We start from the raw sequence: 26559 nt of genomic DNA, 5'->3' as shown, positions 1-26559 counted from the left end.
GTTCTCATCTGACGAGAGCTTAGCGCGCTTTGGGGCAGAAGCGAGTCCCAGCGAGGCCGAACAAACGCGTCGCGCGGTTCCCATGCCCGGCCCACGGTTTCGAGATAGGAATGGATCAGTCCATCAAGCATAGCTCACCACCTCCCACTCGATGTCGTCATGGTCGTGGAAATAGAACCGGCTGCCTGGGTCATAGGTCTGGTGGCTATGGGTGCGATAGCCGGCGGCGAGGATCTTCTGCTCGGTCGCGTCCAGATCATCCACCAGGATGCCGAAATGATTGACGGCGCCGGTCCGGTAATAGCTTTCCTCATCTGGCCGGTCTTGCTGGGGCAGCGCATACAGTGCGAGGTAATCCTCATCCGTGCCGACATGCACCGTATAGCCATCATATTTGGATGGCCCTTCCCAGCGCACTTTCCAGCCAAACAAACGGGTCAGCATGGACGCGGTCTTCTTTGGATCACTGACGGTCACATTCACATGTTCGAACTTGGCAATACTCATTGTTTTCAACTCCATTTCTTCTTCATCAAATCTCTGATAAAGCTGTCGTAATTCCTCAACTTAAGTTGAGGTCAAGCGTGAAATAGGAGATTCTTTCATGGCAGTTCCGAAGGGCTTGGCGATCGGAGATGTGGCTGCGCGGACCGGCCTGTCGGTCTCGGCGATCCGTTTCTACGAAGGGCGGGGATTGGTTCACCCAGAACGGTCCTCTGGCGGCCAGCGTGTCTTCCTGCGCTCGGACATCCGTCGCCTGTCCTTTATCCTGATCGCCCAGCAGATTGGCCTGACCATCGAAGAGATCAGCCAGCTCCTGTCGTCATTGCCGGAGCGGCGTACGCCGACCAAGCGGGACTGGACCCGGATCAGTACGGCCTTCCGGCACATGCTGGATGAACGGATCGCGCTGATGGAGCGGACGCGCCGGAAGCTGGACGGCTGTATCGGTTGTGGCTGCCTGTCCCTGAAAAAATGCCAGCTTTACAATCCGGAGGATCGTGCGCGTGGGCTCGGCACAGGACCGCGATTCCTGCTTGAGGATGTCAGCGTGGTGTCGACCGAAACCTAGTCTTGGCGCTCTGGGGGTTGAGGGAAGTAATGGGTGGCCATGCGCGTGGCGATTTCCTGGCCCTTCACGGCAAAATCAGCTTCAGCCTCGACCGCGCGATTGTCACAGGTCTGGTAGATGCGCCCGGCGCTTGTGAAGGCCTCATTGAAGGCGTCGACCAGTGAGCTGCGGACCGCGCCGCGATTGGGCGCTTCGTACTTCAGCATGTCGGACATGTAGCGCCGCCAATACTGGTCATCGCGGCCATTGCACTTTACGCGGATCGCGTGGGCGGCGCCCAGCGTGGCTGCGAGATCGGTCGCATCGCGGAAATAATCCGGTCCACGAATCGGCAATCCCGATTGCGCTGTGCTTGCGCCGCAGAACATCACCGCGCTAAGCAGGAGAATATGAAAACCTGTTTGCTTCATGCGACGACTTTTGCGCGCATTCGTGAAAGGCTCAAGGGCCTTGAACATGAGATTGAGTTCATTGTCATGGATGAGGACGGTTTGTTCTCCCATGCCGGGGACGGCACCGTGGTTCACGATGTTCGGCCCGATATTGTCTTCGGGAATACGGATGTCTGGTTCGGGGATCATGCCCGCGACTTCATGATCGCCGTACTCAAGACTGGCGGGATAGATTGGTTCCAGTCCTCCGCGGCTGGGCTCGACAATCCGGCACTGATCTCCGTTGGCAAGATTTCCCGCACGTTTTGTTCCAACCACACGCAGTCCGAAGCCATGGCCGAATGGGCGCTCTGGCAGTCTTTCGACTTTTTCAAGAAGGGTCCGGAGCATCGCGCACAACAGGCCGAGGCTGACTGGAACCGGCTTGAGATGCGCGAGATGATGGGGTCGCGCTGGCTGATTGTCGGGTTTGGGTCCATCGGGTCGGCGGTCGGCAAGCGGGTCCAGCTACTCGGCGGTCATGTGACGGGCGCACGGCGCTCGCCTGGTCTGGCTGAGGGTGCTGATCATATTGTGCCGATGGCGCTGGTGAAGAGCGAACTCGAGCAAGCCGACGTGGTCCTGCTCAGCGTTCCGTTGACAGATGAAACGGCTGGCATGGTGGACGCGGAATTCCTGGCAGCCATGCGCCCGGATGCGCTGCTGATGAATCTTGGCCGTGGGCAATTGGTAGATGAGGCAGCGCTCGTCGCGGCGCTGGATGCGGGGCGCCCGGCCTTCGCCTCAATTGACGTCACCGCTGAAGAGCCTTTGCCAAGCGACAGCCCGCTCTGGCGCCATCCCAAAGTCGCGATCACACCGCACAACAGCGCCATGACCCAGGCGACCTATATTCGCGCGGACGAGACCTTTCTGGACAATCTCAAGCGCTATCTGGCCAATGAGCCGCTCAAGCACGTGGTGCCGCGCGAGACGTTTGCTGACTGAGCAGTGGAACTGCTTGGGCCGTCGGGCGTTCCGGTTGGCAGACATCTGCCACCGGAGGAATTCCCATGTCATCACTCATCCTGCGCTCCTTGCTGAGCGGCAGCGCCGCAATCATGCTCGTGGGCTGTGCGACCGCTGAACATCATGAGGCCACTGCACCCGACGCCATGACGGTCACTGGCACAAGCGGCACGCAGCTCACCGCTACCCCGCTCGAAACCTTTGACAGCGCCTGGGCGATGACGTTCCTGCCGGATGGCCGCGCGCTTGTTTCAGAAAAGGATGGTGATCTCTGGCTGTTGGACACCGCGGGCAAGAAACTGGGCGAAATCGCCAATGTCCCTTCGGTCACGGCAATGGGGCAGGGAGGTCTGGGGGACATCATCGTCCACCCGGACTTCGCTGAGAACGGCACCGTCTTCATTTCCTACGTTGAACGCGATGAGACGGATGAGAGTTTGAGCGGAGCAGCCGTTGAGCGGGCAACGCTGACCCTTACCGCCACGGGCGGCACATTGGAGGGGCGCGACGTGATTTGGCGCCAGACGCCAAAAGTGAAAGGCAACGGCCATTACGGCCATCGTCTTGCCATCGCACCGGATGGTCATCTCTTCATCGCCTCAGGAGAGCGCCAGAAATTCACTCCGGCGCAAAATATGGCCATGAATCTGGGCAAGGTCGTTCGTGTCAATCAGGACGGGTCTGTTCCGGAGGACAACCCCTTCTTTGGAAACGGCGCGGTTGCGGACCAGGTATGGACGCTTGGTCATCGCAATCCGCTGGGCATTGCATTTGACGGGCAAGAGCGCCTCTGGGTGGTTGAAATGGGTCCGAAAGGCGGGGACGAGTTGAACCTGATCGTACGGTCCGAGAATTACGGTTATCCCGAAGTTTCTGAGGGCGATCATTATAGCGGCAAGCCGATCCCGACACATGAAAGCAATCCGATTTTCGAGGACCCGGCGATCGCTTGGGTCCCAGCCATCAGCCCGGCCGGTTTGGTATTCTATGATGGAGAGATGTTTGCCGATTGGCAGGGCAATGCATTCATCGGAGGGCTGTCTTCGCAAGCTTTGATCCGCGTTTCCTTCGAGACTGAGCCGACTGACAATCTCGGACAACCGCCCAAGGATGGTCAAACCGAGCCGGTTGCCAGGGAAGCCGAGCGCTATGAATGGGGAAAACGCATTCGCGAAGTCGAGCAAGGACCAGACGGCGCGCTCTATGTTCTGGAAGACAAGGAAGGTGGCCGCCTGATCAAGCTGACACCGGCCGCCGCGCAGTAAAACGATTTCAGCCGGGCCTGTAGGCCCGGCTGTATATGTTTCCGGCGTGATGATTTCTATGCGGTCGCTTTGGTCCGCAGGCTGGCCATCCGGTCGATGGCTGATTCGGCATCGCGCATGATGTCCGCCACGATCTCCGCGACGGGCTTGACCTCTCTCACGCCGCCAGCCGACTGGCCCATGGCGAAGCAGGAGGTGTCCGCATCGAGTTTGGCTTCGTCCGTAATCCCCCCGATGCCGCCAATTACGCCTGTCCGGGTAGAGTGGATGGCCTGGTGCGGGAAGGGCTGAATGTCCTGCGGGCGCGTTTCCCAGTCATTGATATAGTCATTCGTGCGGCAACGCATCGGCTTACCGGAATAGCACCGCGTGCGTGTTGTATCAGTATCGCCCGCGCCGACGACCGTGTCCTTGTACATCTGAGCGGCATGGGCCTCGGTCGAGGCGATGAATCGCGTACCCATCCAGACGCCGCAGGCTCCCAGAGCGAGCGCCGCTGCGAGGCCGCGGCCATCATAAATGCCGCCTGCCGCGATCACCGGAATGTTCACGGCTTCCACGGCTTGTGCCACCAACGGCATCGTCCCCACCAGACCGGTATGCCCGCCGCCTTCGCCGCCCTGCAGGATGACCGCATCACAGCCAGCCTGTTCGGCCTTGATGGCATGCTTCACCGCGCCGCCAACGACCATGACTTTCACATTCGCCTTTTGCAGGCGCTCCATGATCGGCATCGGAACGCCGAGACCGGCTATGAAACTGTCGGCACCATTGTTGATGATGACATCCACGCTTTCTTCAAGGCTTTCCGGACTGGCGGCCAGCAAGTCCACGCCGAAGGGCCGGTCGGTCAGTTCGCGCACGCGCTTCATCTGGCCTTCAATGAAGTCCGGGGTCGTCCCCGCCATGCCGAGCACGCCGTATCCGCCCGCATTGCACATGGCCGCACAAACTTCGGCGTAGGACACACCGCCCATGCCCGCGAGCATGATGGGGTGTTCGGTATTCAACATTTCTGTGAGTGCGGTTTTTATGGCCATGACGGCGTCTCCCTGACTTTATGAACTCTTCTGAAAAGACCGTAATTTGCCGTCCTTGCGTCAACGCAAGGCTGTTTGACCAAGCGCCGTTCTTGGCAGGGAGTGGGGCGCTGATTGGCTCCAAACCTATCCACGTGATTCGGGCGCAAAGCGGAACCGGACCCTGTTTCAACGCGATTGGCGGGTTGAAAGACCATTCGCTTGCGAATCGGAGACGGTGATATTTAGGGGGGAAGGTGATGAAGAAGTGCCCGAATCGGCCCAAATCTGCGCCGTTCGAGCGCGAATTCGCTGTTTTGGGCGCAGTTCGCGCAAAAAGCGCTGCATCAGACCTTCAGCTGAAACCATCTTTGCGTCGTGGTCGGCAGATGTTAAACCTCTGCCCGGTCATCTTTGACCTGAAGTAGGGGAATAAAGCATGAAACAACTCCTGATTATCGGTGCCGCTGCGCTTGTACTGGCTGCATGCGCTGCAGAAGAAACAACGGCTCCTGAAGATACGACGGCTGCTGAATCCATCGAAGAAGCTGCAGATGATGCTGCTGATGCAATGGACGAAGCTGCTGCCGATGCAGGCGACGCGCTCAGCGAAGCTGGCGACGACATTGAAGCGGCTGCGGAAGATGCAGGCGATGCAATGGACGAAGCAATGGATGACGCTGAAGAAGCTGTCGACGACGCTGCGGACGAACTTGAAGAAGAGCCAACCGAGTAATCGGTCTGGTCCTACCAGAATTGAAAAGGGCTGCCCTCGGGCAGCCCTTTTTTTGTGAGACCAGGCGGCCGATCAGAATTTCTGGTACGCGCCATCTACCAGCAGCGTATCGCCCGAGTGGAAGCTCGAAGCGTCAGACGCCAGATAGACGGCAATTCCGCCGAAATCCTCCGGCTTGCCCCAACGACGGATTGGAACGCGCGCAATGACCTTGCTGTTGAAAACGTCGCTGTCCTGCGCGCCATCCGTCATGTCAGTCGCGATCCAGCCCGGCAGAATGGAATTTGCGCGGATTTGATAGCGGCCATATTCGACGGCGATGGCATTCATCATGGCGATGAGTCCGCCCTTGGTATGGCCATATGCCTGATTGCGCGCTGCACCCGACAGCGCTGCGAGCGAGGCTGTTCCGATCAGGGAGCCACCTGGATCGCCAGCCTTGGCACGCTTGACCATGGATTTGGCGGCCTCGCGCAAGGTCAGGAAGGCGCCTTCCGAGTTGATTCGTTGATTGAACTGCCACGTTTCCAAAGTCATTTCATGGAAATTGGCCGCGCCGCGCCCAATCCCGGCATTGGCGATACAGGTATCGATTCGACCGTACTCTTCTTCGGTTTCGGCCATGGCCTTCACGATTTGGTCTTCCTCGGCCACGTCGACCTTCTTTGAAGACGCTTTGCCAGTTCCGAGACCTTCGAGCTTTTTGAGGGCCGCAGCGTTGTCATCTTCCTTGCGTCCCCAGATCACGACATCCGCATTGGAGGCAGCGAGCGCTTCGGCCATGCCGAGGCCAATGCCTTTGTTGCCGCCAGTGATGACGCAGACCTTTCCGGCCAAGTTGAATGGGGCGTATGTCATATTGTGTCCTCCGCGACTTTTTTGCTTGGGCAGCAGATCAAGCGGGTGACGTAGGGGCGGTCAAGCTTCGTTTGAGCTGTGAACTATATGGCGCGCGGAATCGATGATGCGACGGGTTTCGTCCCATAGCGGCAAGGTGGCCAGCCTGTCAGGACTGATCCACTCGGCATGGGCTGCGTCGTCCCCGGCTACCGGGTTTCCGGATACCCAAACCGCAGCATAGTCGAACAACAGGTAGTGACGGGTCACGTCGCCGGTCTGGCGCGAGGTGAAGATCGCGTCCACGACATCTACCAAGCCCACGAGCCGTGCGGTGATCCCGGTCTCTTCGGCGACCTCGCGCAGCGCCGCACGCGGCGCGCGCTCGCCCGCTTCGATCCGGCCGCCGGGCAGGGACCATTCGCCTTGCAAGGGTTTGGTGCCCCGCTGGATCAGAAGAACATCGTCTCCCCGAAAGCAGACCGTGCCGACCGCCGGGACCACGCTTCTGGAACTGGCGTTTGCCACGCTCAAGCTTCGCAAAGGGCGCGCAGTTTCACCAATTCGGCCTCGAGATGCTGATCCGAGCGTGCGAGCGGGTTACCCGTGCGCTGCTGGATTCGATGGATTAGCGGCATCCTCAGCAGTGGAATGACAGATGGCTCTGTCCCGACGAGCTTGGCCGCGCCCAACACATTCTTGCGCTTGAGTGCGGTCAGGATCTGATCGAATATCACGGCGCGCCGGATCGACTTCAGGCGAGCGGCATGGGCGGCGGTGACTTCCGCGTGTGGGGTCGGCTGGCGGAGCGCTTCGCCGGCCGTCTGTTCGAGCGCGTCCAGCGCCACGGCATCAAGCCGGTGAGATATGGAATTGCCATGCTTGCGATAGAAATACATCACGTCCGGCACGCTCATCATCCGCGCTCCGGTCGATAACAGCCGCACGATCAGATCGTAATCTTCGCCAATCCGCATCGTCTCATTATAGCGAAGCGAATTGGCTTCCAGCGCGCTGCGGCGGATCAGTGGCTTGGCATAACCGAGCTTGCTGCCCCGTCCATAAAGCATGTTCGCCTTGATGTATTCGCTCTCCATGATCCTGGCCGGGCGATCCCGCAAATCCCCCTCGAACATCGTGAAGATATTGGCGGGACCGTCGGACTGGAACACGGCAAGATTGTCGATCAGGATATCTGCGCCGGTGTCTTCGGCGGCGGTCAGCATGCGCTCCAACCGGTCGGGACGGATCAAGTCATCGCTGTCCACGATGGCGACCCAATCGCCTTTGGCGCGTTCCAGTGCGTGGTTGCGAACCGGGGCAGGTCCGCCATAACGCGTGCCGCTGAAGACGCTCAGTCGCGCATCCTGTTTCGCGATTTCCTGGGCAATCTCGACGCTCCGGTCGCTGGACCCGTCATCCACAAGGATCAGTTCCAGCGCCGTATTGGTCTGATTCAGGACGGATCTTATGGCGCTGGCAAGAAATGCCTCGCAATTATAGTTCGCCATGATGACCGAAATCATGGGTTTTTGCGGAATCTCATACGCCACGGCGGCCCACCTGTTCATCCTGCTTGGTTACCCCGCTTTTATCGCAAGGCCTGTGCCAATATCGACCAAAATCGACATGAATACTCAGATTCCTGTTTTGCGGACGTGGCGCCGACCGGACAGGCATCCTACGCCTGTGGTCAGGTCTCATTAAGACCGCACCGGCAAAGTAATATCTCGGTTCAAGTGACAGGAACACCGCCATGGCAAAACAGAAGCAGCGGCAGATCAGCCTCGCGCTCCAGGGTGGCGGTGCGCATGGCGCCTATACTTGGGGTGTGCTCGATCGGCTGATCGAGGAAGATGATCTTGAAATCAAGGCGATCTCCGCGACGTCCGCCGGGGCGATGAATGCCGTCGCATTCTCGGCGGGCATGGCTGAAAACGGCGTGCAGGGTGCGAAGGATACGCTGGAAGCCCTCTGGCAGGGGATCTCCAAATCTTCCCGCAATGTCACGCCTTATGGCGCGCTCAGTCCGATCGTGTTCGCCTATGCCAGTGCCATGTCGAGCCTGGCGAGCCCTTACGACCTCAACCCATTCAACATCAACCCGCTCCGCGATGTGGTGGAGCAGGTAATCGACTTTTCGAAAGTGGATGAGTCGGGCATCCAACTGTTCCTGTCGGCGACGAATGTCGAATCCGGCCATGTCACCGTGTTCAGTGATGGGGACATCTCCCTCGACGCAGTGCTCGCCTCGGCATGCCTGCCGCAAACCTTCAAGGCCGTGGAAATTGATGGGCAGGCTTATTGGGACGGAGGCTTCATGGGCAATCCCAGCCTCTTTCCCCTGATCTATTCCGGCGCCCCGCGTGACGTATTGCTGGTCATGCTCAACCCGATCCGCCGCGACGGTGTTCCGAAACGTGCCGGGGAGATTCAAGACCGGATGAACGAGATCAGTTTTAATGCCGCCCTGATCGGAGAGCTGCGTGCCATCGCCTTTGTCCAGCGATTGCTTGATGATGGCATGTTGAAAGAGCCAATGCTCAAAAAATACCGCCGTCTGAACATCCATGCCATCAAGGGTGGGCAAGACCTCATGGAGTTCAGCCTAAGGACCAAATACGACACGAGCTGGGACTTCCTGACCAAGCTGAGGGACATTGGCCGGGCGGCGGCGGAAGGTTGGCTTGGCGAATGCGGAGAACTGATCGGCACCAACCAGACCCACCTCGATTTGCGCCGGGAATTTTTCGAGGGCTAGACCCGCTTCAGGAACCAGATCCGCGCTGCGCCATAGTCGCGTGTCTCGACCGGCTCCCATCCGTCTGGCGTGATCGTTTCGTCCGATCCGGTCTCGACCACGGCAAGCGCATTCTCGGCCAGCCATTTTCCAGATACCAGGCCGGCCAGTGCGGGTTCGACGAGGCCCTTACTATAGGGCGGGTCGAGGAAGGCGAGCGTGAAGGGGACGCCGGCGCTGGCGGGCTTCTCGCCCAGATCGGTCGCCGACCGCCGGTGAAGCCGCGTGTTTCCGAACAGTCCCAGTGTTTCGATATTGTCGCGGATAGCGCCGCGCGCGCCATGATCGGTCTCGACGAAAAGGCAGAACGCGGCGCCCCGGCTCATGGCTTCCAGGCCCAGCGCGCCGGAACCCGCGAACAGATCAATCACCCGCGCGCCGTCGATCTCGGGCGCCCAGTCCGCATGGGCCAGCATGTTGAAGATCGACTCGCGCGCACGGTCTCCCGTCGGGCGCGTGCCCTGTCCCTTCGGCGCCGCAATGGCGCGCCCCTTGTGCTCTCCGGCAATGATGCGCATTCGACAGGCAATCCCTTTACTTTGCGCCCGTGTAAGGCGATCCCATCCATATGACAATTCTCGCTGATCCCATGACCCGCGCGCTGGAACTGGCGCGAGAGGCGGCCGAGGCGGGCGAAGTGCCGGTTGGCGCCGTGGTGGTCGATCCGGAGACAGGCGAGATCGTGGCCGAGGGTGCAAACCGCCCGATTGTCGGGCATGACCCGACCGCCCATGCCGAAATTGTCGCCCTGCGCGCTGCGGCGGCGTCTAGGGGAAATTACCGGCTGACCGGCCTGCACCTCTATGTGACACTGGAACCCTGCGCGATGTGCGCAGGCGCGATCAGCCTTGCGCGGATCGGGAAGGTCGTCTTCGCGGCGTGCGATCCGAAGGGCGGTGCGGTGATTCATGGCGCACGCTTTTTCGAGCAACCGACCTGCCACTGGCGGCCGGAGGTCGAGCAGGACGAGACAGCGGGCGAGACAGCGAGCGCGCTGCTCAAGGATTTCTTCAAGGCCCGGCGCAGCTGAGGCAAACCAGACAAGGTAATCATAGCGAGGCATGGCAGAACCAGGACACGAGATTCTGATCAAGGACGCGATCGTCTTCCTGTTTGCGGCGGGTGTGGCGGTTCCGGTCTTCCGGTATCTGAAACTGCCCGCCGTGGTCGGATTCATGTTGTCCGGCATCGCGCTTGGACCTTACGCGTTGGGTTCGCTTTCCCACAATTATCCCATACTCGAATTTGTCTCGATCTCGGAACCGGAAGCCGCCGCGCCCTTTGCCGAACTGGGCGTGCTGTTCCTCCTGTTCCTGCTGGGGCTCGAGTTTTCGTTTGAAAAGCTGTGGGCCCTGCGGCGGGCCGTGTTCGGCGCAGGGGGACTTCAGGCAGGGATCAGCGCGCTCGCCATCGGTCTCATCGGATGGCAGATCGGCCTGCCGGCAGAGGCCGCCATCATCGCCGGGCTGGCGCTTGCACTGTCGTCGACCGCTATCGTCATGCAGCTGCTGATCGAGCAGAAGCAGGCCGCTCAACCGGTCGGGCGCGCCGCGCTCAGCGTGCTATTGTTTCAGGACATCCTCGTTGCCCCCATCCTGATCTTTGTCGGCTTTGCCAACATAGAGGCCGGTCAGGACGTCACGAAAATTCTGCTCGAAGCCCTGTTCAACGGTGTCATTGCAATCATCGTGATCGTGATCATTGGCCGCTTTGGTCTGCGGCACATGTTTCGCCTTGCGGCGGCGGCAGGCGGACGGGATTTTCTGATGGCGCTGACCCTGCTGACCGTCGTGGGCGCGGCCGCCATCACGGCAACGGCGGGCCTTTCACTTGCGCTCGGCGCGTTCCTGGCGGGCCTGCTATTGGGCGAAACCGAGTTCAAGCATCAGACAGAGGTCGATCTCGAACCCTTCAAGGGCATCCTGCTGGGCCTGTTCTTCATGACGGTGGGCATGGGGCTCGACCTGCCATCGATCCTGTCTCAGCCTTGGGTCATCCTGTCCGGGCTCGGCGCACTGCTCGTCCTGAAACTGGTCATCGGTTTCGGGGCCCTGCGTCTGTTTGCCGGGCCGACCCCGATGTCCATCGAGGCCGCCTTCCTGCTCGCGCCTGCCGGGGAGTTTGCCTTTGTCGTGATCGCCGCGGCCACCGCCATAGGCGTGCTCGCCCCGGAGCCAGCCGGGCTGATGGCCGCGATTGCCGGACTCTCCATGTTGCTCATTCCGGTGCTCGGAAAGGTTGGGGGCTTCTTGTCAGACAAGTTGGCCGGGCCCGAACCGGCGCATACGCTGGAAGAAGATTTCTCAAACCTTCAGGGCCACGTCATCATTGCCGGGTTTGGTCGGGTCGGACATGCCGTCGCGCGTATCCTCGCGGCGGAAGACGCCGAAGTCGTCGCGCTGGAACGCAGTACCTTCAATGTTTCGCGTGCCCGCAATGCTGGTTGGCGCGCCTATCTGGGGGACGCCGCGCGACCGGAAATCCTGCATAGCGCAGGCGTCGACGGTGCCATGATGTTTGTCGTTACGGTGGATGACGTTACCGCCGCAGAAGCGATGGTGTCAGCCTTTCACAAATTGCGCCCTGACGCGCCGATTATCGCCAGGGCCCGCGACCATGAACACGCCCGGCGCCTCATCGATGCCGGGGCCCGGTCAGTGATCCCGGATGCCATTGAATCCGGCCTGCAAATGGCCGGACGTACGCTTCATGAGTTCGGATACAATGAAGAAACCATCCGTGACCGGCTGGCCGCCGAACGCGACGAGGAATACGAGCGCGCTGCTATCTGATGGCTGCGTCAGAGCCACCCCGCCGTTTCTGCCAGCAGCCATAGCCCGATTGCCAGGAACAACAGCGCCGCCAACCGTCGCACGAGGCTGAGCGGCACGCGCCGGATCAAGGCTTCTCCGAAATAAACTGCGGGAACATTGGCCAGCATCATGCCCAGTGTTGTGCCGAGCGTGACCAGCATCACTTGCTCGAATTGTGCCCCCAGAGCAATCGTCACAACCTGAGTCTTGTCGCCCATTTCGACGAGAAAGAATGTGATGAGCGTTGTCAGGAAAGCGCCATTTCGCATGCGGGGGCGTTCATCCTCGTCCAGCTTGTCCGGGATGAGGGTCCAGGCGGCCATCAGGATGAACGATACGGCGATCAGATAGCGAAACCAGTCCCCCTGGAGGAACGTGGCGGCCTGAGAGCCGACCAGTGCGGCCAGAAAATGGTTGGCGAGGGTTGCGGCCAATATGCCGGTGATGATGGTCAGTGGCTTGCGGAACTGTACCGCGAGCAAGACAGCCAATAGCTGGGTCTTGTCGCCGATCTCGGCAAGGGCGACCACGAGTGTGGAGGTGAACAGGGCTTCCATGAGAGACAGTCTCCAGGCCGGGCAAATCTGACGCAATGACACCATCATTCCGTGCCCGGCCCGAGCAGGAATGCGGCGTCATTGGTCTCGCCCGAACGGTGTCCCGTTCCCTTCGCGCCACGACCTGCAGGCCGAGTATGTTGACGCGGAGGCTCGGTCTGTCGACCGACTGGCTACTCCCCAAGTGACCCGCGTCTGTTATAGGCACACTCCTGCCGGCGCAAGTCTCATCCCGCCAATTCTGTCACAGCATCAAGGATCAGAGCCCGCAGCCAGGTCAGGGCAGCATCCTCAGAATTTTCCCGCCGCCAGTAAAGCTCGCTGTCGAGCGCGGGAAAGACGCCGGGCAGGTCATGTGAGACCAGTCCCGGTGATTGCGCGAGCAAGGCAGGTGCGGTGAGCGCAAGATCCGTATACTTCACAATTTCCAGCGCTGGCATATAGGTCGGCAGTCGCATGACCGGCGTGATGCGCGCGCCATGCGACCGGGCGACTTCCTCGACATAAGAACGTCCTTCGCGGCGGCTGGAGACGACGACATGGCGCAACTCCAAAAAGGTTTCAAACGTCATCTGGCGGCCCGAGAGCGAATGGTCTTCCGACACAACACAGACATAAGGCGTCGTCATCAGCGGCTCACGCTCAAGGTCGGTGCCGCGAATGCCTGGGATGTCGATGGCCAGGTCCAGTCGCCCCGAGGCCAACTCGGTGGAGATCGCGCCCCGGTTCAGTTGCGTCCAGGCGATGCGCACGCCGGGGGCAATGTCCTGCAGGCGGCGTGCAAGGCTTGGCGCAATCATGAAGGCTCCGGCATCGCGGGCGGAGATATTGAACACGCGCGTCGAGCGAGACGGTTCAAACGCCGATCGTGGCTCCAGCCCGGCGCGCAACCGGTCAAGCGCGTCGCGCACCGCAGGCATGAGGGCTTCGGCCATGGCCGTGGGCTTCACGCCGCGTCCCTCGCGTACGAAAAGCGGATCCTCGAAATGGGTGCGTAGCCGGGCGAGGGCGTTGCTCACTGCGGGTTGGGTGATGTGCAGCGTCTCGCTGGCCCGGGTCAGGCTGCGCTCGGAATAAACTGCCTCCAGCACCGGCAGCAGGTTCAGGTCCAATGATCTGAGATTCATATGCGCTCCAAACCATCACCAATAGTGATGCATGGGCTTCATATAATAAACTTCCCGAATGGTACAGGACTCGCTACTTTCATTTGCAGAGTAGAGGATCCTGAATGAGCGCGGCGCTGACGCCACAGACAATCAGAGACGTAAGCGCAGTGGCCCTAGAGCCAGCCTGCGGCGCGCATCAGCATGACTGCGCCGACCGCCGTGACCAGATATTTCATGCCCCGCTTGAAGTTCACATCACTCATCCGGTCCAGCACTTTGCCGCCCAATGTTGTTCCCAGCATGGAGAGCGGTGCCGCCGCAAGGATCAGCCAGGCTGGCGGCAGGGATTGCGCGCCCGTCGCCATGATGACCGGGACGCTCCAGAAAATGATCTTCACGAAATGCGCCAGAACCTGCGTCACGGCCTTGGTCGCAACGATTTCGTGGCGATGCATGTCCGTGTGAACGAAGAACTGGTCCATCAACGGTCCAGCCACGCCCGCAACCGTGTTGAGCGCCTGTACGACAAAGCCCGCACCTTCGGCCTGATAGGGTTTCTGGATGTCGAGATCGGCAATCGATTTGGGCAGCCAGACGAGCAAGGTCACCAGCCCCAGCATCAGGTAAACCATCTGCTTGTCCGGGCGCCAGCTGAGCGCGAACAGCAACAGGACCGCTGCTGCAGATCCCAGCGCATAGCGACGAAACACGCTCCAGTGAATATGAAGGTGCCAGAGATACGCCCGATATCCATTGGAGACCATCTGGACCGCGCCATGAATGATCATGGCTGTGGCAACCGGTACCAGCGCAGTCAGCACGCCCATGAAGATCACGCCGCCGGCCATGCCGAAGATGCCGGACAGGAAACTGGTGGCCAGCACGGTCACCAAGATGATGGAAGCGGCGAGCGACGTCATGGCGCTGGCCTAGACCGGTTTGCAGGCAAACGCCAAATCTTGCAGCCCTGCCCACATGCGCGACACAAAACATTTCAAAGAAACAATTTGCGGTGCCGTTGCCGCAAGGCCTACCATTCCCCCAACAAGAAAGTCTGAGAGGAGACCCCAAAATGGCGGATACCGAAGTGTCCAAGGACACACAAAACGAGCTCAACGATCTGCGCATGTCAGACGCAGCCGTGCCGCTTTACGAGCATGTGAAAAGCTTCATCAAGGATGTCGTGAATCCCATGAGTGAGGAATTCCATAGCCTTGGCGAAGGAAAGACTGACATCTGGTCCTATGCGCCCGGACAGCTGGAAGCGCTCGAAAAGGCAAAGGACGAGGCCAAGAAGCAGGGCCTCTGGAACTTCTTCCTGCCGGACGCCGAAACCGGCGAAGGCCTGAAGAACCTCGACTATGCCTATATCGCGGCTGAGCTCGGCAAGAACCCGCTGGCCTCTGAGTCCATGAACTGTTCCGCGCCGGACACCGGCAATATGGAAGTTCTGGAGCGCGTCGGCACGCCCGAACAGAAAGAGCGCTGGCTGAAGCCATTGCTCGAAGGCAAGATCCGCTCGGCCTTTGCCATGACCGAGCCGGCCCTGCCATCGTCGGATGCCAAGAACGTCTCCATGAGCGCCGTGCTCGAAGGCGACGAGTGGGTCATCAATGGCGAGAAGTTCTACATTTCCGGCGCTGGCGACCCGCGCTGCAAGATCATGATCACCATGGTGAAAACCAGCCCTGACGCCGCCCCGAACAAGCAGCAGAGCCAGATCCTGGTGCCGCTGCCGCATCCGGGCGTCACCATTCTAGGCCCCATGCACGTCTTCGGTGATCCGGATGCCCCGCATGGCCACATGCACATCCGTTTCGAGAATGTACGTGTGCCGAAGGAAAACATGTTGCTCGGCGAAGGCCGTGGCTTCGAGATTTCCCAGCTTCGTCTTGGGCCTGGCCGCATCCACCACTGCATGCGGTCGCTCGGTGCGGCTGAGAAGGCACTCGACCTGATGGTCGTTCGCGGCATGACGCGTCAGGCCTTTGGCCGTGACCTGATCAAGCTGGGCGGAAACCTTGAAAAGGTCTCCCGCGCGCGCATCGAGATCGAGTCCATGCGCATGATGGTGCTGAAGGCTGCCAAGGCGATGGACGTGCTGGGCAACAAGGAAGCTCGCGTCTGGATTTCCATGGTCAAGGCCATGGTGCCGGAACGTGTCTGCGCCATCATTGACGATGCCATCCAGATGCACGGCGCCGCCGGTGTGTCCCAATGGACGCCACTGGCCCGCATGTACGCCAATCAGCGCACCCTGCGCCTCGCGGACGGTCCGGATGAAGTACACCACATGGTGGTCGGCCGTGCCGAAACCCGCAAGTATACGGGCGAAGAGGAAGATCCGGCCATGGCCGCCGTCTGGCGGAAATAGCCTTTGAGGTTCAGAAGGATATTGGAGAAGGGCGGCTTTTTGGGCCGCCCTTTTTGCGTCACGGGTCGAATTCTCGCAATTTCCAGAAAACTCGTTTAATGTGATCCTCTTGGTAGGGAGGACGCTATGATACGCATTTCCAAAATCATTCTGATCCTGTTTGTCGGGCTACAGGGCCTGTTCTACGCGCTCAACAACATCGTCAATTTCGAAGCGGCGACCAGTTTCGTTCAGGGCGTGCTGCCCATGGCAGGCAACGAGGCCTATCCCAACGCCTTCGGGCCCGCAATCTCGTCGCCCGTCCTGATCACGATTGTGCTGTGTTTCATCATTCTCGGGGAACTTCTGGTCGCCGCGTTCTCGCTCAAGGGTGCATACGACATGTTCCGGGTGCGGGGGGGATCAGCTGAAGGTTTTAACGACGCAAAGACCTGGGCGATCATGGGGTGTGTCATGGCGCTCCTGGTCTGGTTTGGTCTGTTCATGGTGATCGGAGGCGCCTACTTCCAGATGTGGCAGACTCCGCTGGGCGCTGCTGCGCAAGGCGGCGCGTTCCAGTACGCAATATCGAGCGGCATTGTCCTGTTGTTCGTGAACGCGCCGGACTGACGTCGCCTAGAACGGAACGTTCGGATCGTCTTCGCCGGCGTCGCCGATCTCCAGCCCGGCAAAGTCGAACACGCGCGGGTCGTGCAAATGGCTCGGCCGCACTGTGGCCAGCGCATGCGCCATCACCTGCCGCACGCCGGGCTTCTTGCGTTCCCATTCGTCCAGCATCTGTTTCATCGCCACGCGCTGCAGCCCGTCTTGGCTGCCACATAGATTGCAAGGAATAATCGGAAATTCCATTGCGGTGGCAAACTTGGCCAGATCATCCTCGGCGGCGGTGATCAGTGGGCGCAGCACGAAGACATCGCCCTCATCATTCAGCAGTTTCGGCGGCATTGCGGCCATGCGTCCGCCATGCACGAAATTCATCATGAAGGTTTCCAGCGCATCATCGCGGTGATGACCCAGCACGATCGCCTCACAGCCTTCTTCCCGGGCAATGCGATAGAGAATGCCCCGGCGCAGGCGCGAGCACATCGAGCAATAGGTCCGCCCCGCCTCGACCTTTTCGGTCACGATGGAATAGGTGTCCTCGGTCTCGATCCTGTATTTGACTCCGACCCGCTCCAGCCAGTCCGGCAAGACGTGCTTCGGAAAGCCCGGCTGGCCCTGGTCAAGGTTGCAGGCAACTAGGTCCACCGGCAGTGCGCCTTGCCATTGCAGGTCCAGCAATACTGCCAGCAAGCCGTAGGAATCCTTGCCACCGGAAAGGCAGACCAGCCATTTCGTGCGCGGGGTCTCGCCCGCATCCACCGCGCGCCGGTCGACCATCTTGTAGTCGTCAATCGCCTTCAGCGCGCCGCGCACCAGCCGCTTGCGCAGCTTCTTGAAGCTGACGCCAGACGGCGCATCCGCAAACAGGGGCGGCGCCGCAGAAAAGGAGGAGGTGTCATCTGCCATACGCGCCCTATCTCACGGGCCGGGTTTCCCGCGCAAGCATTTCACGCCGTTCGGCCGAGTTGCGGCGCGTCACATAGAAAATCATGCCATATTCGAAAGGGGGCACATCCGTCCCTGATACACCCTTCGGCGGAATGAAGCGCCAATGCTTCACGCCGTTTTCAAACGACTCGCCATACTTTTCGTTCGGCTTGCTCGAAAGGATTTCGATATCTTCCACGCGTCCATCTGCTTTTAATGTAATCTTCGCACGGACGCTGGCCCCATCAGCCAAGCGGGTTTCCTTGCCCGCGCGCGGTGAACGAACCTCCCGCTTGCGCTCAATGGTCAGGACGATCTCTTCGCCATCCTTGCCAGTGACGGTGAACGTGTCGTCCTCGCTGTCATCCATCTCGGACTGAGTGATCTGATAGCGATTGCGGGCGTTTTCGTACACGCCCTCAGAAGCATTCGGCAAGTTCGGGTAAAGTTCGAGAAAGGCTTTGTAAGACGCGGCGGCCGCCTCGTAATCTTGCATGTCTTCCTGAGCTTCGCCTCTGAGCATCAAGGCGGAGGCGTAGTGTTCGCTTTTTGCCTGCCCAATCGCCTCAAGTGCGCGCATTGTCTTGTTGATGTAGGCTATGGTCTTTTCACGCTTGCTGCGCGCGCCTTCCAAACGGTGAAACTTCGGCGGCAGCGTCGCCTGTGCCAATGCCATATAGACCCCGACGGCAAAGCCGGACTGGTCCTGACCTATGTCTTCGAGCTCTCGCGCCACATCCTGCAGCTTGTCGAGGCCATTGCCCGGTTTCCCGGCCGACTGAAGCGAGGTTGCGGCCCGCAGCGCGCATTGCAGAGACTGCGCCGCCGCGCTGATCGCGCGATACTGGTCTTCGCACTGTTCATACGCTCTGGCCGCGTCTTCATGCGCGTTCTGCGCCGTCAGGATCTCAGCCCGCGAATAGGCCGCTGCGCCCGCGCCTGCCGCATCATTTTCCGCACGTGCCGTGTTATACAGACGGTCGGCAAGGTCCAGCGCCGCGTCGAGATCGTTCCCGGTCAGCGCGGCCTGAAGCTCCGCGCGCAGCGATTCCTGTGACTGGGCGGAGGCGGGCAGCGCAAAAAACGAAACGGCGCCTATCAGCGCCGCCGCCATCAGTGTCTTCTTCATGGGAATCCTCGAAAGCCCTCGGGACCATAAACCTAACGGCGTATGGTGCCGGTTTCAATCCGCGCGATCGGATCAGTCCGCCGCGCCGACCTGTTGCTGGTAGCGGGCCGTAAGTTCGACCAGGGCCAGCGCCAGGGCGTGCCCGGCCAGTCCGACCGTCCACCATATGGTGGGCGTCAGCATGGCATAGCGATCACCTCCAACGGTCAGGCTGATCCCGGCGAACACGATCATGCCGAACAGATAGCTGGCCAGATGGATGAAGAAACCGAGCCGCATGGCGGCGGTCGCCTTGGCGTTCTTTTCCCGGATCATCGTCTCGGCTTCGGTCTTTGCGTCCACCGTCAGCGCCATGACATCGACATTGAATGCCGCCGCCAGCGCCTTCAGGGAGTCGCCAGACGCCTTGTCCCCCGTCTCGATCCGCTGAACGGTGCGCACGCCAATTCCGGCGAGTTCGGCCAGATGTTCCTGCGACCAGTGGCGCTCTTCCCGCCAGCGTTTGATCTTCGCGGCATCTGCATCATACTGCATCTCGTTCCCCTTTCTCCGGGTTGTTTGTAACCTCCATGAAAGTGCGGAAAAACCCCTTGGCCGACCACGTCTTGACGCCGCCACGGCGCCGCCAGAAGCCCGCCAGAGCCCCGTCACAGGGGCGCCAGAGGGCTGTCGAACGCCTAATCTTCCAAGGCAACCGGGTCGCAAGTGGCATCGGAGACGTGTGACGAGACGGGGTGCCAGCCATCATCTGTTCTTCGCAGCGTGTTGGAAGACATGTAACTGTGTCGACAAGGTGTGCCGTCCTCGGCCATGCGCGTGCTCAGGCCGCGTCCGTAGACCAATGCAGAGTCTGGCGTGAGGAAAATGACGTCATCCACTTCAAACACGAAATCCGCCGGCCCGTCCCAGCTGTTTTCGCGCATCCAGTTCACTTCTTCGGTCCGGGTGCGGACACCGCCGCCAATCAAGACGAAGTCATCGGCCAGGAATGCCGCCAGTCCATCGGCATCGTTTGCCGCATAGAGGCCGGGCCAGGTGTCTGATTTAAGGGCCCGCAATACGGCCTCTTCTTGTTCGAGATCGGCCTGCGTTGCGCTCGGCACGCTGGTGCAAGCGCCCAACGCGACAAGCAAGCCCGCGAGCGCAAGTCGGGAAATTTCGAACATGGTTCAGTCCTTTCAGGTCCAGCCCCGGCATCACCCTAGCAAAAGGGGCGCATGGGCCAAGCTGAAAGTCGGCCTAGCGCGCCAGGAAGGGAATGCGGAAGAAGCGCTTGATGCTCCACCAGAAGCGCAGGCGCTTGTTGTTGGGCGCATCATTGCTGCCGCGAGGCACGAGGATGTTGTTCATGCGCGGCTGGTAGCGGCGGATCAGGTCTTCCTCCACGCGCGCCCGGTCCGATTCCTTCTTCAGGACCAGAACGTGCCGCTCGGTCGCGCCGCGCTTCCACCAGGCTTCCCACCAGCGTTCATGGCCGATCAGGCGGCTTTTGAAGTTTGCGGCCTTGCCGATGTAGAGCGGGAACAGGAAGAAGACGAAGCGGCGCTGCACGAAGACATAGATGCCGCCATCATTCGGCAGGCCCTTCGGCGTCAGCGTGATCTTGAAGCGATAGGGCCGGCCAGACTCGCCCCACCAAGTATGCCACCCGAACAATATCCACATATGCGGAGCCCTCCCATTTCGCGCGAAGCTCTCTTGCTACGGTTAATCAGCCGTTAAAATGTGGCGATTTCGGGGGCCTGAGGGGGAGAATTCCTTCCCGATTTTCCCAATTGGTTAAGCTCCGGGCCCCAGAGCAAGGGGGGAGCGCCGGGCAGGGCGGTCAGGGGCGAATCAGGCGCTCGCGGCCAGTGCCCGCTTGACCGGGGCGAAGCTCATCCGGTGGTGGGCGCAGGGCCCGTGCGCCATCAGCGCCTCGGCATGGGCGGCGGTGCCATAACCCTTGTGCCGGGCAAAGCCATAGGCCGGAAACGCCAGATCCATCTCCTTCATCAGCGCGTCGCGCACCGTCTTGGCGAGGATTGAGGCAGCCGAGATCGCGGGCTCGGTCAGGTCGCCCTTCACAATCGCTGTCGCCGCGCACGGAAAGCCGGCGGGCAGGGCGTTGCCATCCACCAATATGTGCCCCGGCGCCAGGCCCAGCCCCGTCACGGCCCGCTCCATGGCGAGGAACGTCGCCTGGCGAATGTTCAGCCGGTCAATCTCTTCCGGGGTCGCATGCGCCACGCTCCACGCCGCTGCCCGGTCGCGGATCATCGGCGCCAGCGCATCCCGCTTTGCCTCGGTCAGCTTCTTGGAATCGGTCAGGCCGTCGATGGGCCGCGCCGGGTCGAGGATCACCGCGCCTGCCGTCACCGGTCCCGCCCAGGGCCCGCGCCCGGCCTCGTCCACGCCCGCAATAAGGATCTGTGCTGTCGCCATCTCCCAACCAAAACGCGAGTCGCTCTTGCGCTCCAGCGCGCTCCGGGTTTCTACTGCACACATGACACAGCCATACCGCATCCAGATGCATGAGACCGGCGGGCCAGACGTGCTCAAGGTCGAGGATTTCATCCCCCGCAAGCCCGGCCCCGGTGAGATCACCGTGCGCCAGAGCGCGGCGGGCCTCAACTTCATCGACACGTATCACCGCACCGGCCTCTATCCTGTGCGCTTTCCTTTCACGCCCGGCCAGGAGGGCGCCGGCGCGGTTCAGGAAGTCGGCGAGGGCGTCACCCATCTGAAGCCCGGCGACAAGGTCGCCTATCTGGGCAGCGGCACCTATGCCAGCCATTTCACCGGCCCGGCCGACCGCATGTTGCTCCTGCCGGATGACATCCGTCCGCAGGATGCCGCCGCCGTCCTTCTGAAAGGCCTCACCGCCTGGGCGCTGTTGTTCGAGGTCCGCCCGCTTCAGGCCGGGGAGACGATTCTCGTCTGGGCGCCCGTCGGCGGGGTCGGCAGCCTGCTCGTACCATGGGCCGCCAGCCTTGGCGCGCGCGTCATTGCCGTCACCTCCACTGAGGCCAAGGCCGAAAAGGCAAGGGCGCTCGGCGCGTCCGACGTGATCATTGGCTATGAGGGCGTCGCGGACAAGGTGAAGGAATTGACCGGCGGGCGCGGCGTCGATGTTGCCTATGACAGTGTCGGCCGCATCAGCGCTGAGGAAAGCCTGAACAGCCTCCGGCCTGCGGGCTGGTTCGTCACTTATGGCAACGCCTCCGGCCCGGTTGAGCCGATCCCGCCCGGCCGTCTGGCCCAGGGCGGCTCACTGGTCATGACCCGGCCCACCCTGTTCCATTTCATTCCGGATGCGGACAGCCTCGCCCGCGGCGCCAGCCTCCTCTTCAGCGCCCTGAAGTCCGGCACAATAAACGCCGACATCGGCCAGCGCTTCCCGCTCTCAGAGGCGGCCAAAGCCCACGAAGCGATCGAGAGCGGCACCACGACCGGGGCGACGGTGCTCGTCCCGTAGGGCGGGTCAAGACCCGCCAAACAAAGGCGCCAAGGAGAAACGCCATGCCGGATTATAGACGTCTCTATATTCCGGGTGGCACCTTCTTCTTCACGGTCACGCTCAAGAACCGTACCTCGGATGTGCTGACAGCAAACATTGAGGCGCTCCGCCAAAGCTGGCGAGACGTGCGCGCACGTCGCCCGTTCGAGACGCCTGCTGCGGTCGTGCTGCCAGACCATACACATTTCATGATGACCTTGCCGGAAGGTGACCACGATTATTCAACCCGCATACGCCTCATCAAGGCAGGGTTCACCAAATGCCTGCCGGAGACCATAAAGGGCGAGGGCCGGAAGGGTGAACGGAATATCTGGCAACAGAGGTTCTGGGAGCATGCGATCCGGGATGAAAAGGATTATGAGGCGCACGTGAATTACATTCACCACAATCCGGTGAAGCACGGCTATGTCGATGAAGCGGACAAATGGCCCTTCTCGACATGGCATCGCTTCAAACGCGATTATGGAAAAGCATGGAGATCTGGGTAATGGCGGGTTACGCTCCACTAACCCGCCCTACAAAAACCAAAACCCCCGTAGGGCGGGTCAAGACCCGCCATCAAATTTTCGGTATTGAGCATACTTTAGACTGTGGAGTCATCGTTCGAGTTTAGTCATCAAAACGTAGTTGCCTCAAGGCTTCACAGCTTCCATCCAGTCCCGGAAAGAGAGACGACGCAGTGATTCCCATTGTACGTAAGTCGCGTAGAACGGTACTTCTCTCGCTCTTAGGAATATCTATGGCTTTCAAGTATTTTTCATTTTGCTGCAATTCATGGAAAGAGACGAAATGCTCAATGTCGTCGATATTGGTCAGCATCGATACGGCTTGCTGAGGCAAGGTCCGATGATTTAAGGGGCCAGCCAAGTCTAAAATAGTCACATGGGGTTTGACACGACTTACGTGATTATCTTTGGGAGTACGGGGATTATCCTCCCAAGCCTTTCTGGCGAATTCGAATATTCGTACGCTTCCTGTGTCGTCAGAGAACGGATTACGAAAGGCGAAATAGGCTGCGACGTATGGGGACTCAGTCCAATCGAGCAAAGGAGTAGGGAAGCCGTGATGCTGAACTAGATGAAAAAATTCTCCTAAACCATCAGGGTTTCCAAAATCAAACTTGTTCTCCACTATTGGTGACAAGTGCCTTCGTAATATTCGTGCATCTTCATCCATATAGCGCGACAAATCTGTTCTGCTAGTCCGGTGAAAAGAGGTTCTTAACTTCCACGCTCCTGGTTGCCCCCTATAAATGTGTTTAGAGACATCGGACGTGGAAACAAATTCCTTAAAGGAGCCCCAGTCACTAACTTCAGATTCAGGGTCGTATGATGATGGAATTGTGCTTCGGCTTTTTACGAGATGTCCTGATCCAATCGTTCCGATGTTTGTATGGTAATTTATACGTAGGCGACCATCTTCTTGTGTTTGGCATTGTAAGGTGGTCGAAGTTCCGTGCTGGTAGCCCGGAAAAACTCTTGGGACATCTTGGGCTATTACCGGTTCGCCCGTTGTAGTCAGGGCTAAAGTCGGAGCTTCAAATCGTGAGAATTGTTGTTTAGAGGTTCTTATGACTGCGAGTGTGCCGGGAATACCAGCGCCGTTTGGGAACAGCATTCCGGTGCCCCAGTACTGTTCACCGACTACGTCAAGATCGAGAATCGCTAAACCTCCAATCTCGCCGTCAAGCGTTCCAATCCACTGGCCTTCCAAATTGTCCACTTCTAGCCCCTCCATGGAGTATTTGCCGATATAGGAAATCGAATCTTTCATTTATGGTACTAGCGACTTGAGGTGCTTCTGTAGTCACTAAAACCTGCGTCGGCCTTATAAGACGAACAAAATAAATCTTATCCCACCCCTCTGAACCCTCCCGTATCCTTGCGGGCATGTTCGACCGGGACTCCCTCATCAAACGCGCGCTGGAGACGGGCTGGCCTTTTGTGGCCGGGCTGATGGCGGAAGTGCGCGGCGCGCTCACCGCGCCAGGCGAGGGCGCCGTGCCGCGCGCGGTCTATTATGCATCGCTCCGTACGCTGCGCGCCCTGGAATCTCTGGTGCGCCGCATGCTCTATCTCATGTCGCTGGAACTGGAGGTCAGCTGGACCCCGTCAGCGCCGCGCGCATCGGCTATGGACTCATCTGGACCAGTTATGGACACTTTACGGACCAGCCAGACCGGCCCCGCGCGGCAGGCCCCGGCGCGCAAGCTCGCCATGCTCGACACGCTGACGCTCTATTTTCCGCCGTTGGAGCCGCTTGAAACGCCCCCGGCAAGATACGGGCCTCGCCCCTCGATCTGGATGCTGGGCATGCCCCGCGCGCCAGAGCCCGAAGGCCCGCCCGAAACGCTGGACCCCGCGCCGCTGCTGGCGCGGCTGGAGCGGCTCACCACAAGTTGCGCTGACCCCGCCGCCGAGGCGCGGCGCATGGCGCTGTGGCAGGCGCGTCGCCGAGCCGAGCTTCAGGCCGGCAAGCGCGGGCGCATGCATCCGCTGCGCATGGGCCGCCCGCCGGGCTATGTGAAAGACCGGCTGAGGCGCGACACGCTGCAGCGAAAACTCTGGGATTTCTGGCAGTTCTGCCATTGGGCCGATACGGCCACGGACCCGCCCGCGCGACCCGCCGGAGCAGGGCTGGCCCCGGCCTGACCGGGGCGGCCATTCGTTAAAATCTGGACATCGGGGGAGGCTGCAATCTCCGCCCACCCGCGCCTTGGGAGGGGCTAAGGGCGAGCGGAGCCATGGGCGGCTGGGTGCAATTGATGGGTACCGCCCATTCAGGTTCGGTGTGCTGCAGATATTACAGGTTCCGCAGACCCGGGGGGCGCAGCGCGAATCCGGGAGAGGGGTGTGTGTTCGCGCTACGGGTGAATTATGCGCCACAGGTCTGAAGGGCGCGTTTCCGCAAAGGGCGCAATTGCGCAGGCGCGGGCAAGCCTGCGGTAACCTTGATTCATCATTTAGGATTAAGGCGCGGGCTGTAACTCCAGCAACAGGGCCGGGTCGATATAGAAATCGCCGTCCCGGCTGCGCGCTTCGGGATTGCGCCACTTCACCGCCCAATGCAGGTGCGGCCCGGTCGTGCGGCCGGTATTGCCGGTCTTGGCCAACAAGTCGCCCGTGTCGACCTCATCGCCCGCCGCCACATCGACCGCTGACAGATGCATGAACACCGAGACCAGGCCATGGCCATGGTCCAGGAACACGGTGCCGCCTTCATAATAGAGATCCGGATCGGCCAGGATCACCACGCCCGGCGCGGGCGCGCGAACCTCGGTGCCCACCGGCGCGGCCATGTCATAGCCGCGATGCACCGATGTGCTCTCGCACGGCTCGCCGGTCACTTTCGAGACGCCGGTATATTTCCGCGTCGGCCCAAAGGGCGATGACGTCGGCGCATCGGCCGGTTTCACAAAACCTTCCAGCGCGCCGGGGCCGGGATTGAAGCTGGCAAACGAGTCCTGCTTCTTCACCCAGCTGCGCGAGGCATGTGCCTTCTGTTCAGCCGAGCGGGCATCGACCTTGTCGCAGTCAAAGCCCGAAATTTCGCGGTATTCATCCTGGCGCTCGGCAATCTGGAGATCCCCGAATGCGCCGCTGTCATGCGACCAGCCGACAACACTCGGCGCGCGCGTGCTGAGCCCGAACTGCGCCGTGCCCATTTCGCTGACAGTCAGCTTTGTTCCCGCGACCGTGAACGTACTGCCCGGTTCGGCTGAACAAATCACCAGCCCGCCCTGTACCAGAACGCCGTCACATGTCGGCGCGATGACCTGAACAGGTGTCTCTGTCTCAATTTCAGGCTCAGCCACCGGGGCTGGCGCAGCAGGAACAGGTGCCATGTCAGGCGCAGGCGTTGGCGCAGGAGACTCTGCCGCTGCACACGCCACCACAAATGTTGCCAGTCCCGTCAGCAGCGCGCGGCGCATCAGTGACCAGCCTTGACCATGCGCTGGCTCGCCGCCTCGGCATCCCAGTAGGCTTCCTGCAGGTCCACGCTCCAATAGCGTAGGGCCTGGAGCGGGATCTTCCGGCCGGTCACCGCGCAGGTGACATAGTCTCCCGGCGCGATCATTTCGATGTCGGCGTCGAGATAGCGAAGGCGGGCTTCGCCGGCGGGGCGGCTGGATCGGTCAAGCATATGCGCGACCATGCCTGAAACAACACCAAAAGAAAAGATGTAGCGCGCAGGAAGTTTCCCCTTTGTTCCGCAGAACAAATATGGTACATCCGACTCAGCAACGGCAAACGGGGGCCTTGCCAAATGCGGCCCCATGGTAGACCTAAGGAGACGACTCATGGCCAAAGCGGCGCTACAACTCGTGGACAAGGAATCAGGCGTGGACAAGCAGAAAGCTCTTGAAACAGCTTTGGGCAATATTGAGCGGTCCTTCGGCAAGGGCTCGGTCATGCGCCT

The 26559-nt window shown here is 60.4% G+C and carries 31 protein-coding genes and 1 riboswitch; of the genes, 12 read left to right on the top strand and 19 right to left on the bottom strand.

What is annotated here, in order from left to right; all coding sequences use genetic code 11:
- Positions 1 to 123: 123 nt before the first annotated feature.
- A complete protein-coding gene (locus B2344_RS08075; RefSeq protein ID WP_034814406.1) occupies positions 124 to 507 on the bottom strand; it encodes a VOC family protein in 384 nt (127 codons plus the stop codon).
- Positions 508 to 604: 97 nt separating this feature from the next.
- Between B2344_RS08075 and soxR the strand changes: the two genes are divergently transcribed.
- Positions 605 to 1072, top strand: a complete 468-nt coding sequence (gene soxR, locus B2344_RS08070) for a redox-sensitive transcriptional activator SoxR (protein WP_034814093.1) — start codon at positions 605 to 607, stop codon at positions 1070 to 1072.
- Here the strand turns inward: soxR and B2344_RS08065 are convergent.
- Complete coding sequence (locus B2344_RS08065) at positions 1069 to 1482, bottom strand: TIGR02301 family protein (RefSeq protein ID WP_290479051.1); 414 nt, start codon at positions 1480 to 1482, stop codon at positions 1069 to 1071. The two genes, soxR and B2344_RS08065, sit on opposite strands and share 4 nt — an antisense overlap.
- On the opposite strand from B2344_RS08065, the gene B2344_RS08060 reads away from it, so the two are divergent.
- Entirely contained in the window at positions 1462 to 2451 is a 990-nt protein-coding gene (locus B2344_RS08060; RefSeq protein WP_290484976.1) for a D-2-hydroxyacid dehydrogenase, read from the top strand. The genes B2344_RS08065 and B2344_RS08060 overlap by 21 nt on opposite strands.
- Positions 2452 to 2516: 65 nt before the next feature.
- On the top strand, positions 2517 to 3737 hold the full coding sequence (locus B2344_RS08055) for a PQQ-dependent sugar dehydrogenase (protein WP_290484975.1): 1221 nt from the start codon (positions 2517 to 2519) through the stop codon (positions 3735 to 3737).
- A gap of 56 nt (positions 3738 to 3793) precedes the next feature.
- On the opposite strand, the gene B2344_RS08050 is transcribed toward B2344_RS08055, so the two are convergent.
- Positions 3794 to 4777: an NAD(P)H-dependent flavin oxidoreductase gene (locus B2344_RS08050; RefSeq protein ID WP_206992564.1), complete on the bottom strand. Its 984-nt coding sequence runs from the start codon at positions 4775 to 4777 to the stop codon at positions 3794 to 3796.
- Between the two features lie 418 nt (positions 4778 to 5195).
- Here B2344_RS08050 and B2344_RS08045 point away from each other — a divergent pair, with 418 nt between their 5' ends.
- Positions 5196 to 5492, top strand: a complete 297-nt coding sequence (locus B2344_RS08045; protein ID WP_206992565.1) for a hypothetical protein — start codon at positions 5196 to 5198, stop codon at positions 5490 to 5492.
- 72 nt (positions 5493 to 5564) lie between these two features.
- On the opposite strand, the gene B2344_RS08040 is transcribed toward B2344_RS08045, so the two are convergent.
- Genes B2344_RS08040 through B2344_RS08030 form a run of 3 tightly spaced genes read right to left on the bottom strand, consistent with a single transcriptional unit; the run spans position 5565 to position 7882 of the window.
- On the bottom strand, positions 5565 to 6350 hold the full coding sequence (locus B2344_RS08040) for an SDR family NAD(P)-dependent oxidoreductase (protein ID WP_206992566.1): 786 nt from the start codon (positions 6348 to 6350) through the stop codon (positions 5565 to 5567).
- A 60-nt stretch (positions 6351 to 6410) separates the two neighbouring features.
- A complete protein-coding gene (locus tag B2344_RS08035; protein ID WP_290479048.1) occupies positions 6411 to 6857 on the bottom strand; it encodes an NUDIX hydrolase in 447 nt (148 codons plus the stop codon).
- Between the two features lie 2 nt (positions 6858 to 6859).
- Positions 6860 to 7882, bottom strand: coding sequence for a glycosyltransferase family 2 protein (locus B2344_RS08030; protein WP_290479047.1), 1023 nt, complete (start codon positions 7880 to 7882; stop codon positions 6860 to 6862).
- Positions 7883 to 8085: 203 nt separating this feature from the next.
- Here B2344_RS08030 and B2344_RS08025 point away from each other — a divergent pair, with 203 nt between their 5' ends.
- The gene (locus tag B2344_RS08025; protein WP_206992569.1) at positions 8086 to 9090 is read left to right on the top strand and encodes a patatin-like phospholipase family protein; all 1005 of its coding nucleotides are present in this window, start codon (positions 8086 to 8088) and stop codon (positions 9088 to 9090) included.
- Here the strand turns inward: B2344_RS08025 and rsmD are convergent.
- Positions 9087 to 9647: a 16S rRNA (guanine(966)-N(2))-methyltransferase RsmD gene (gene rsmD, locus B2344_RS08020; RefSeq protein ID WP_206992570.1), complete on the bottom strand. Its 561-nt coding sequence runs from the start codon at positions 9645 to 9647 to the stop codon at positions 9087 to 9089. The two genes, B2344_RS08025 and rsmD, sit on opposite strands and share 4 nt — an antisense overlap.
- A 50-nt stretch (positions 9648 to 9697) precedes the next feature.
- Between rsmD and B2344_RS08015 the strand changes: the two genes are divergently transcribed.
- The gene (locus B2344_RS08015) at positions 9698 to 10159 is read left to right on the top strand and encodes a nucleoside deaminase (RefSeq protein ID WP_290482769.1); all 462 of its coding nucleotides are present in this window, start codon (positions 9698 to 9700) and stop codon (positions 10157 to 10159) included.
- A gap of 31 nt (positions 10160 to 10190) precedes the next feature.
- Positions 10191 to 11921, top strand: coding sequence for a cation:proton antiporter (locus B2344_RS08010; RefSeq protein WP_290479044.1), 1731 nt, complete (start codon positions 10191 to 10193; stop codon positions 11919 to 11921).
- Positions 11922 to 11929: 8 nt separating this feature from the next.
- Here the strand turns inward: B2344_RS08010 and B2344_RS08005 are convergent, their stop codons facing one another.
- The 3 genes from B2344_RS08005 to B2344_RS07995 all read right to left on the bottom strand — a co-directional run bounded on the left by B2344_RS08005 (position 11930) and on the right by B2344_RS07995 (position 14528).
- Positions 11930 to 12499: a TMEM165/GDT1 family protein gene (locus B2344_RS08005; RefSeq protein ID WP_290484974.1), complete on the bottom strand. Its 570-nt coding sequence runs from the start codon at positions 12497 to 12499 to the stop codon at positions 11930 to 11932.
- Positions 12500 to 12694: riboswitch (yybP-ykoY riboswitch) on the bottom strand. It abuts the gene before it with no gap.
- Between the two features lie 32 nt (positions 12695 to 12726).
- On the bottom strand, positions 12727 to 13626 hold the full coding sequence (locus B2344_RS08000) for a LysR family transcriptional regulator (protein ID WP_290484973.1): 900 nt from the start codon (positions 13624 to 13626) through the stop codon (positions 12727 to 12729).
- Positions 13627 to 13781: 155 nt separating this feature from the next.
- Positions 13782 to 14528 carry a sulfite exporter TauE/SafE family protein gene (locus B2344_RS07995; RefSeq protein WP_290484972.1) on the bottom strand — a complete coding sequence of 249 codons (747 nt, stop codon included), beginning with the start codon at positions 14526 to 14528 and terminating at the stop codon, positions 13782 to 13784.
- Positions 14529 to 14680: 152 nt separating this feature from the next.
- Between B2344_RS07995 and B2344_RS07990 the strand changes: the two genes are divergently transcribed.
- Both B2344_RS07990 and B2344_RS07985 read left to right on the top strand, forming a co-directional pair.
- Positions 14681 to 15982 carry an acyl-CoA dehydrogenase family protein gene (locus tag B2344_RS07990; protein WP_290484971.1) on the top strand — a complete coding sequence of 434 codons (1302 nt, stop codon included), beginning with the start codon at positions 14681 to 14683 and terminating at the stop codon, positions 15980 to 15982.
- Between the two features lie 126 nt (positions 15983 to 16108).
- The gene (locus B2344_RS07985; RefSeq protein ID WP_290479042.1) at positions 16109 to 16591 is read left to right on the top strand and encodes a DUF2165 family protein; all 483 of its coding nucleotides are present in this window, start codon (positions 16109 to 16111) and stop codon (positions 16589 to 16591) included.
- A gap of 6 nt (positions 16592 to 16597) precedes the next feature.
- Here the strand turns inward: B2344_RS07985 and ttcA are convergent, their stop codons facing one another.
- The 6 genes from ttcA to rnhB all read right to left on the bottom strand — a co-directional run bounded on the left by ttcA (position 16598) and on the right by rnhB (position 21065).
- Positions 16598 to 17491, bottom strand: a complete 894-nt coding sequence (gene ttcA, locus B2344_RS07980; protein WP_290483670.1) for a tRNA 2-thiocytidine(32) synthetase TtcA — start codon at positions 17489 to 17491, stop codon at positions 16598 to 16600.
- A 7-nt stretch (positions 17492 to 17498) separates the two neighbouring features.
- Positions 17499 to 18641, bottom strand: a complete 1143-nt coding sequence (locus B2344_RS07975; protein WP_290484970.1) for an energy transducer TonB family protein — start codon at positions 18639 to 18641, stop codon at positions 17499 to 17501.
- 72 nt (positions 18642 to 18713) lie between these two features.
- Complete coding sequence (locus tag B2344_RS07970; protein ID WP_206992577.1) at positions 18714 to 19175, bottom strand: helix-turn-helix domain-containing protein; 462 nt, start codon at positions 19173 to 19175, stop codon at positions 18714 to 18716.
- 143 nt (positions 19176 to 19318) lie between these two features.
- A complete protein-coding gene (locus B2344_RS07965; RefSeq protein ID WP_290483672.1) occupies positions 19319 to 19807 on the bottom strand; it encodes a YybH family protein in 489 nt (162 codons plus the stop codon).
- A gap of 73 nt (positions 19808 to 19880) precedes the next feature.
- On the bottom strand, positions 19881 to 20306 hold the full coding sequence (locus tag B2344_RS07960; protein ID WP_206992579.1) for a GIY-YIG nuclease family protein: 426 nt from the start codon (positions 20304 to 20306) through the stop codon (positions 19881 to 19883).
- A 171-nt stretch (positions 20307 to 20477) separates the two neighbouring features.
- Positions 20478 to 21065 carry a ribonuclease HII gene (gene rnhB, locus B2344_RS07955; RefSeq protein ID WP_290481048.1) on the bottom strand — a complete coding sequence of 196 codons (588 nt, stop codon included), beginning with the start codon at positions 21063 to 21065 and terminating at the stop codon, positions 20478 to 20480.
- A 61-nt stretch (positions 21066 to 21126) separates the two neighbouring features.
- Between rnhB and B2344_RS07950 the strand changes: the two genes are divergently transcribed.
- Together B2344_RS07950 and B2344_RS07945 are read left to right on the top strand one after the other, a co-directional pair.
- Positions 21127 to 22098 carry a quinone oxidoreductase family protein gene (locus B2344_RS07950; RefSeq protein WP_290484969.1) on the top strand — a complete coding sequence of 324 codons (972 nt, stop codon included), beginning with the start codon at positions 21127 to 21129 and terminating at the stop codon, positions 22096 to 22098.
- A 44-nt stretch (positions 22099 to 22142) separates the two neighbouring features.
- Positions 22143 to 22628, top strand: coding sequence for an REP-associated tyrosine transposase (locus B2344_RS07945; RefSeq protein WP_290483675.1), 486 nt, complete (start codon positions 22143 to 22145; stop codon positions 22626 to 22628).
- A gap of 121 nt (positions 22629 to 22749) precedes the next feature.
- Here the strand turns inward: B2344_RS07945 and B2344_RS07940 are convergent, their stop codons facing one another.
- Positions 22750 to 23913 carry an FRG domain-containing protein gene (locus B2344_RS07940; protein WP_290483676.1) on the bottom strand — a complete coding sequence of 388 codons (1164 nt, stop codon included), beginning with the start codon at positions 23911 to 23913 and terminating at the stop codon, positions 22750 to 22752.
- A 116-nt stretch (positions 23914 to 24029) separates the two neighbouring features.
- Here B2344_RS07940 and B2344_RS07935 point away from each other — a divergent pair, with 116 nt between their 5' ends.
- On the top strand, positions 24030 to 24791 hold the full coding sequence (locus tag B2344_RS07935; protein WP_290483677.1) for a hypothetical protein: 762 nt from the start codon (positions 24030 to 24032) through the stop codon (positions 24789 to 24791).
- Between the two features lie 317 nt (positions 24792 to 25108).
- Here B2344_RS07935 and B2344_RS07930 read toward each other — a convergent pair whose 3' ends face one another.
- Together B2344_RS07930 and B2344_RS07925 are read right to left on the bottom strand one after the other, a co-directional pair.
- Positions 25109 to 26071, bottom strand: coding sequence for a M23 family metallopeptidase (locus B2344_RS07930; protein WP_290483678.1), 963 nt, complete (start codon positions 26069 to 26071; stop codon positions 25109 to 25111).
- Entirely contained in the window at positions 26071 to 26283 is a 213-nt protein-coding gene (locus tag B2344_RS07925) for a DUF2093 domain-containing protein (protein ID WP_206992585.1), read from the bottom strand. The genes B2344_RS07930 and B2344_RS07925 overlap by 1 nt, the downstream gene beginning before the upstream one ends.
- Positions 26284 to 26559: the final 276 nt, after the last annotated feature.

The organism is Hyphomonas sp. UBA3195, assembly GCF_002366485.1.
GTDB lineage: Bacteria > Pseudomonadota > Alphaproteobacteria > Caulobacterales > Hyphomonadaceae > Hyphomonas.
Note: the sequence above shows the minus strand (reverse complement) of the source record. Positions and strands in the feature narration are given on the sequence as shown.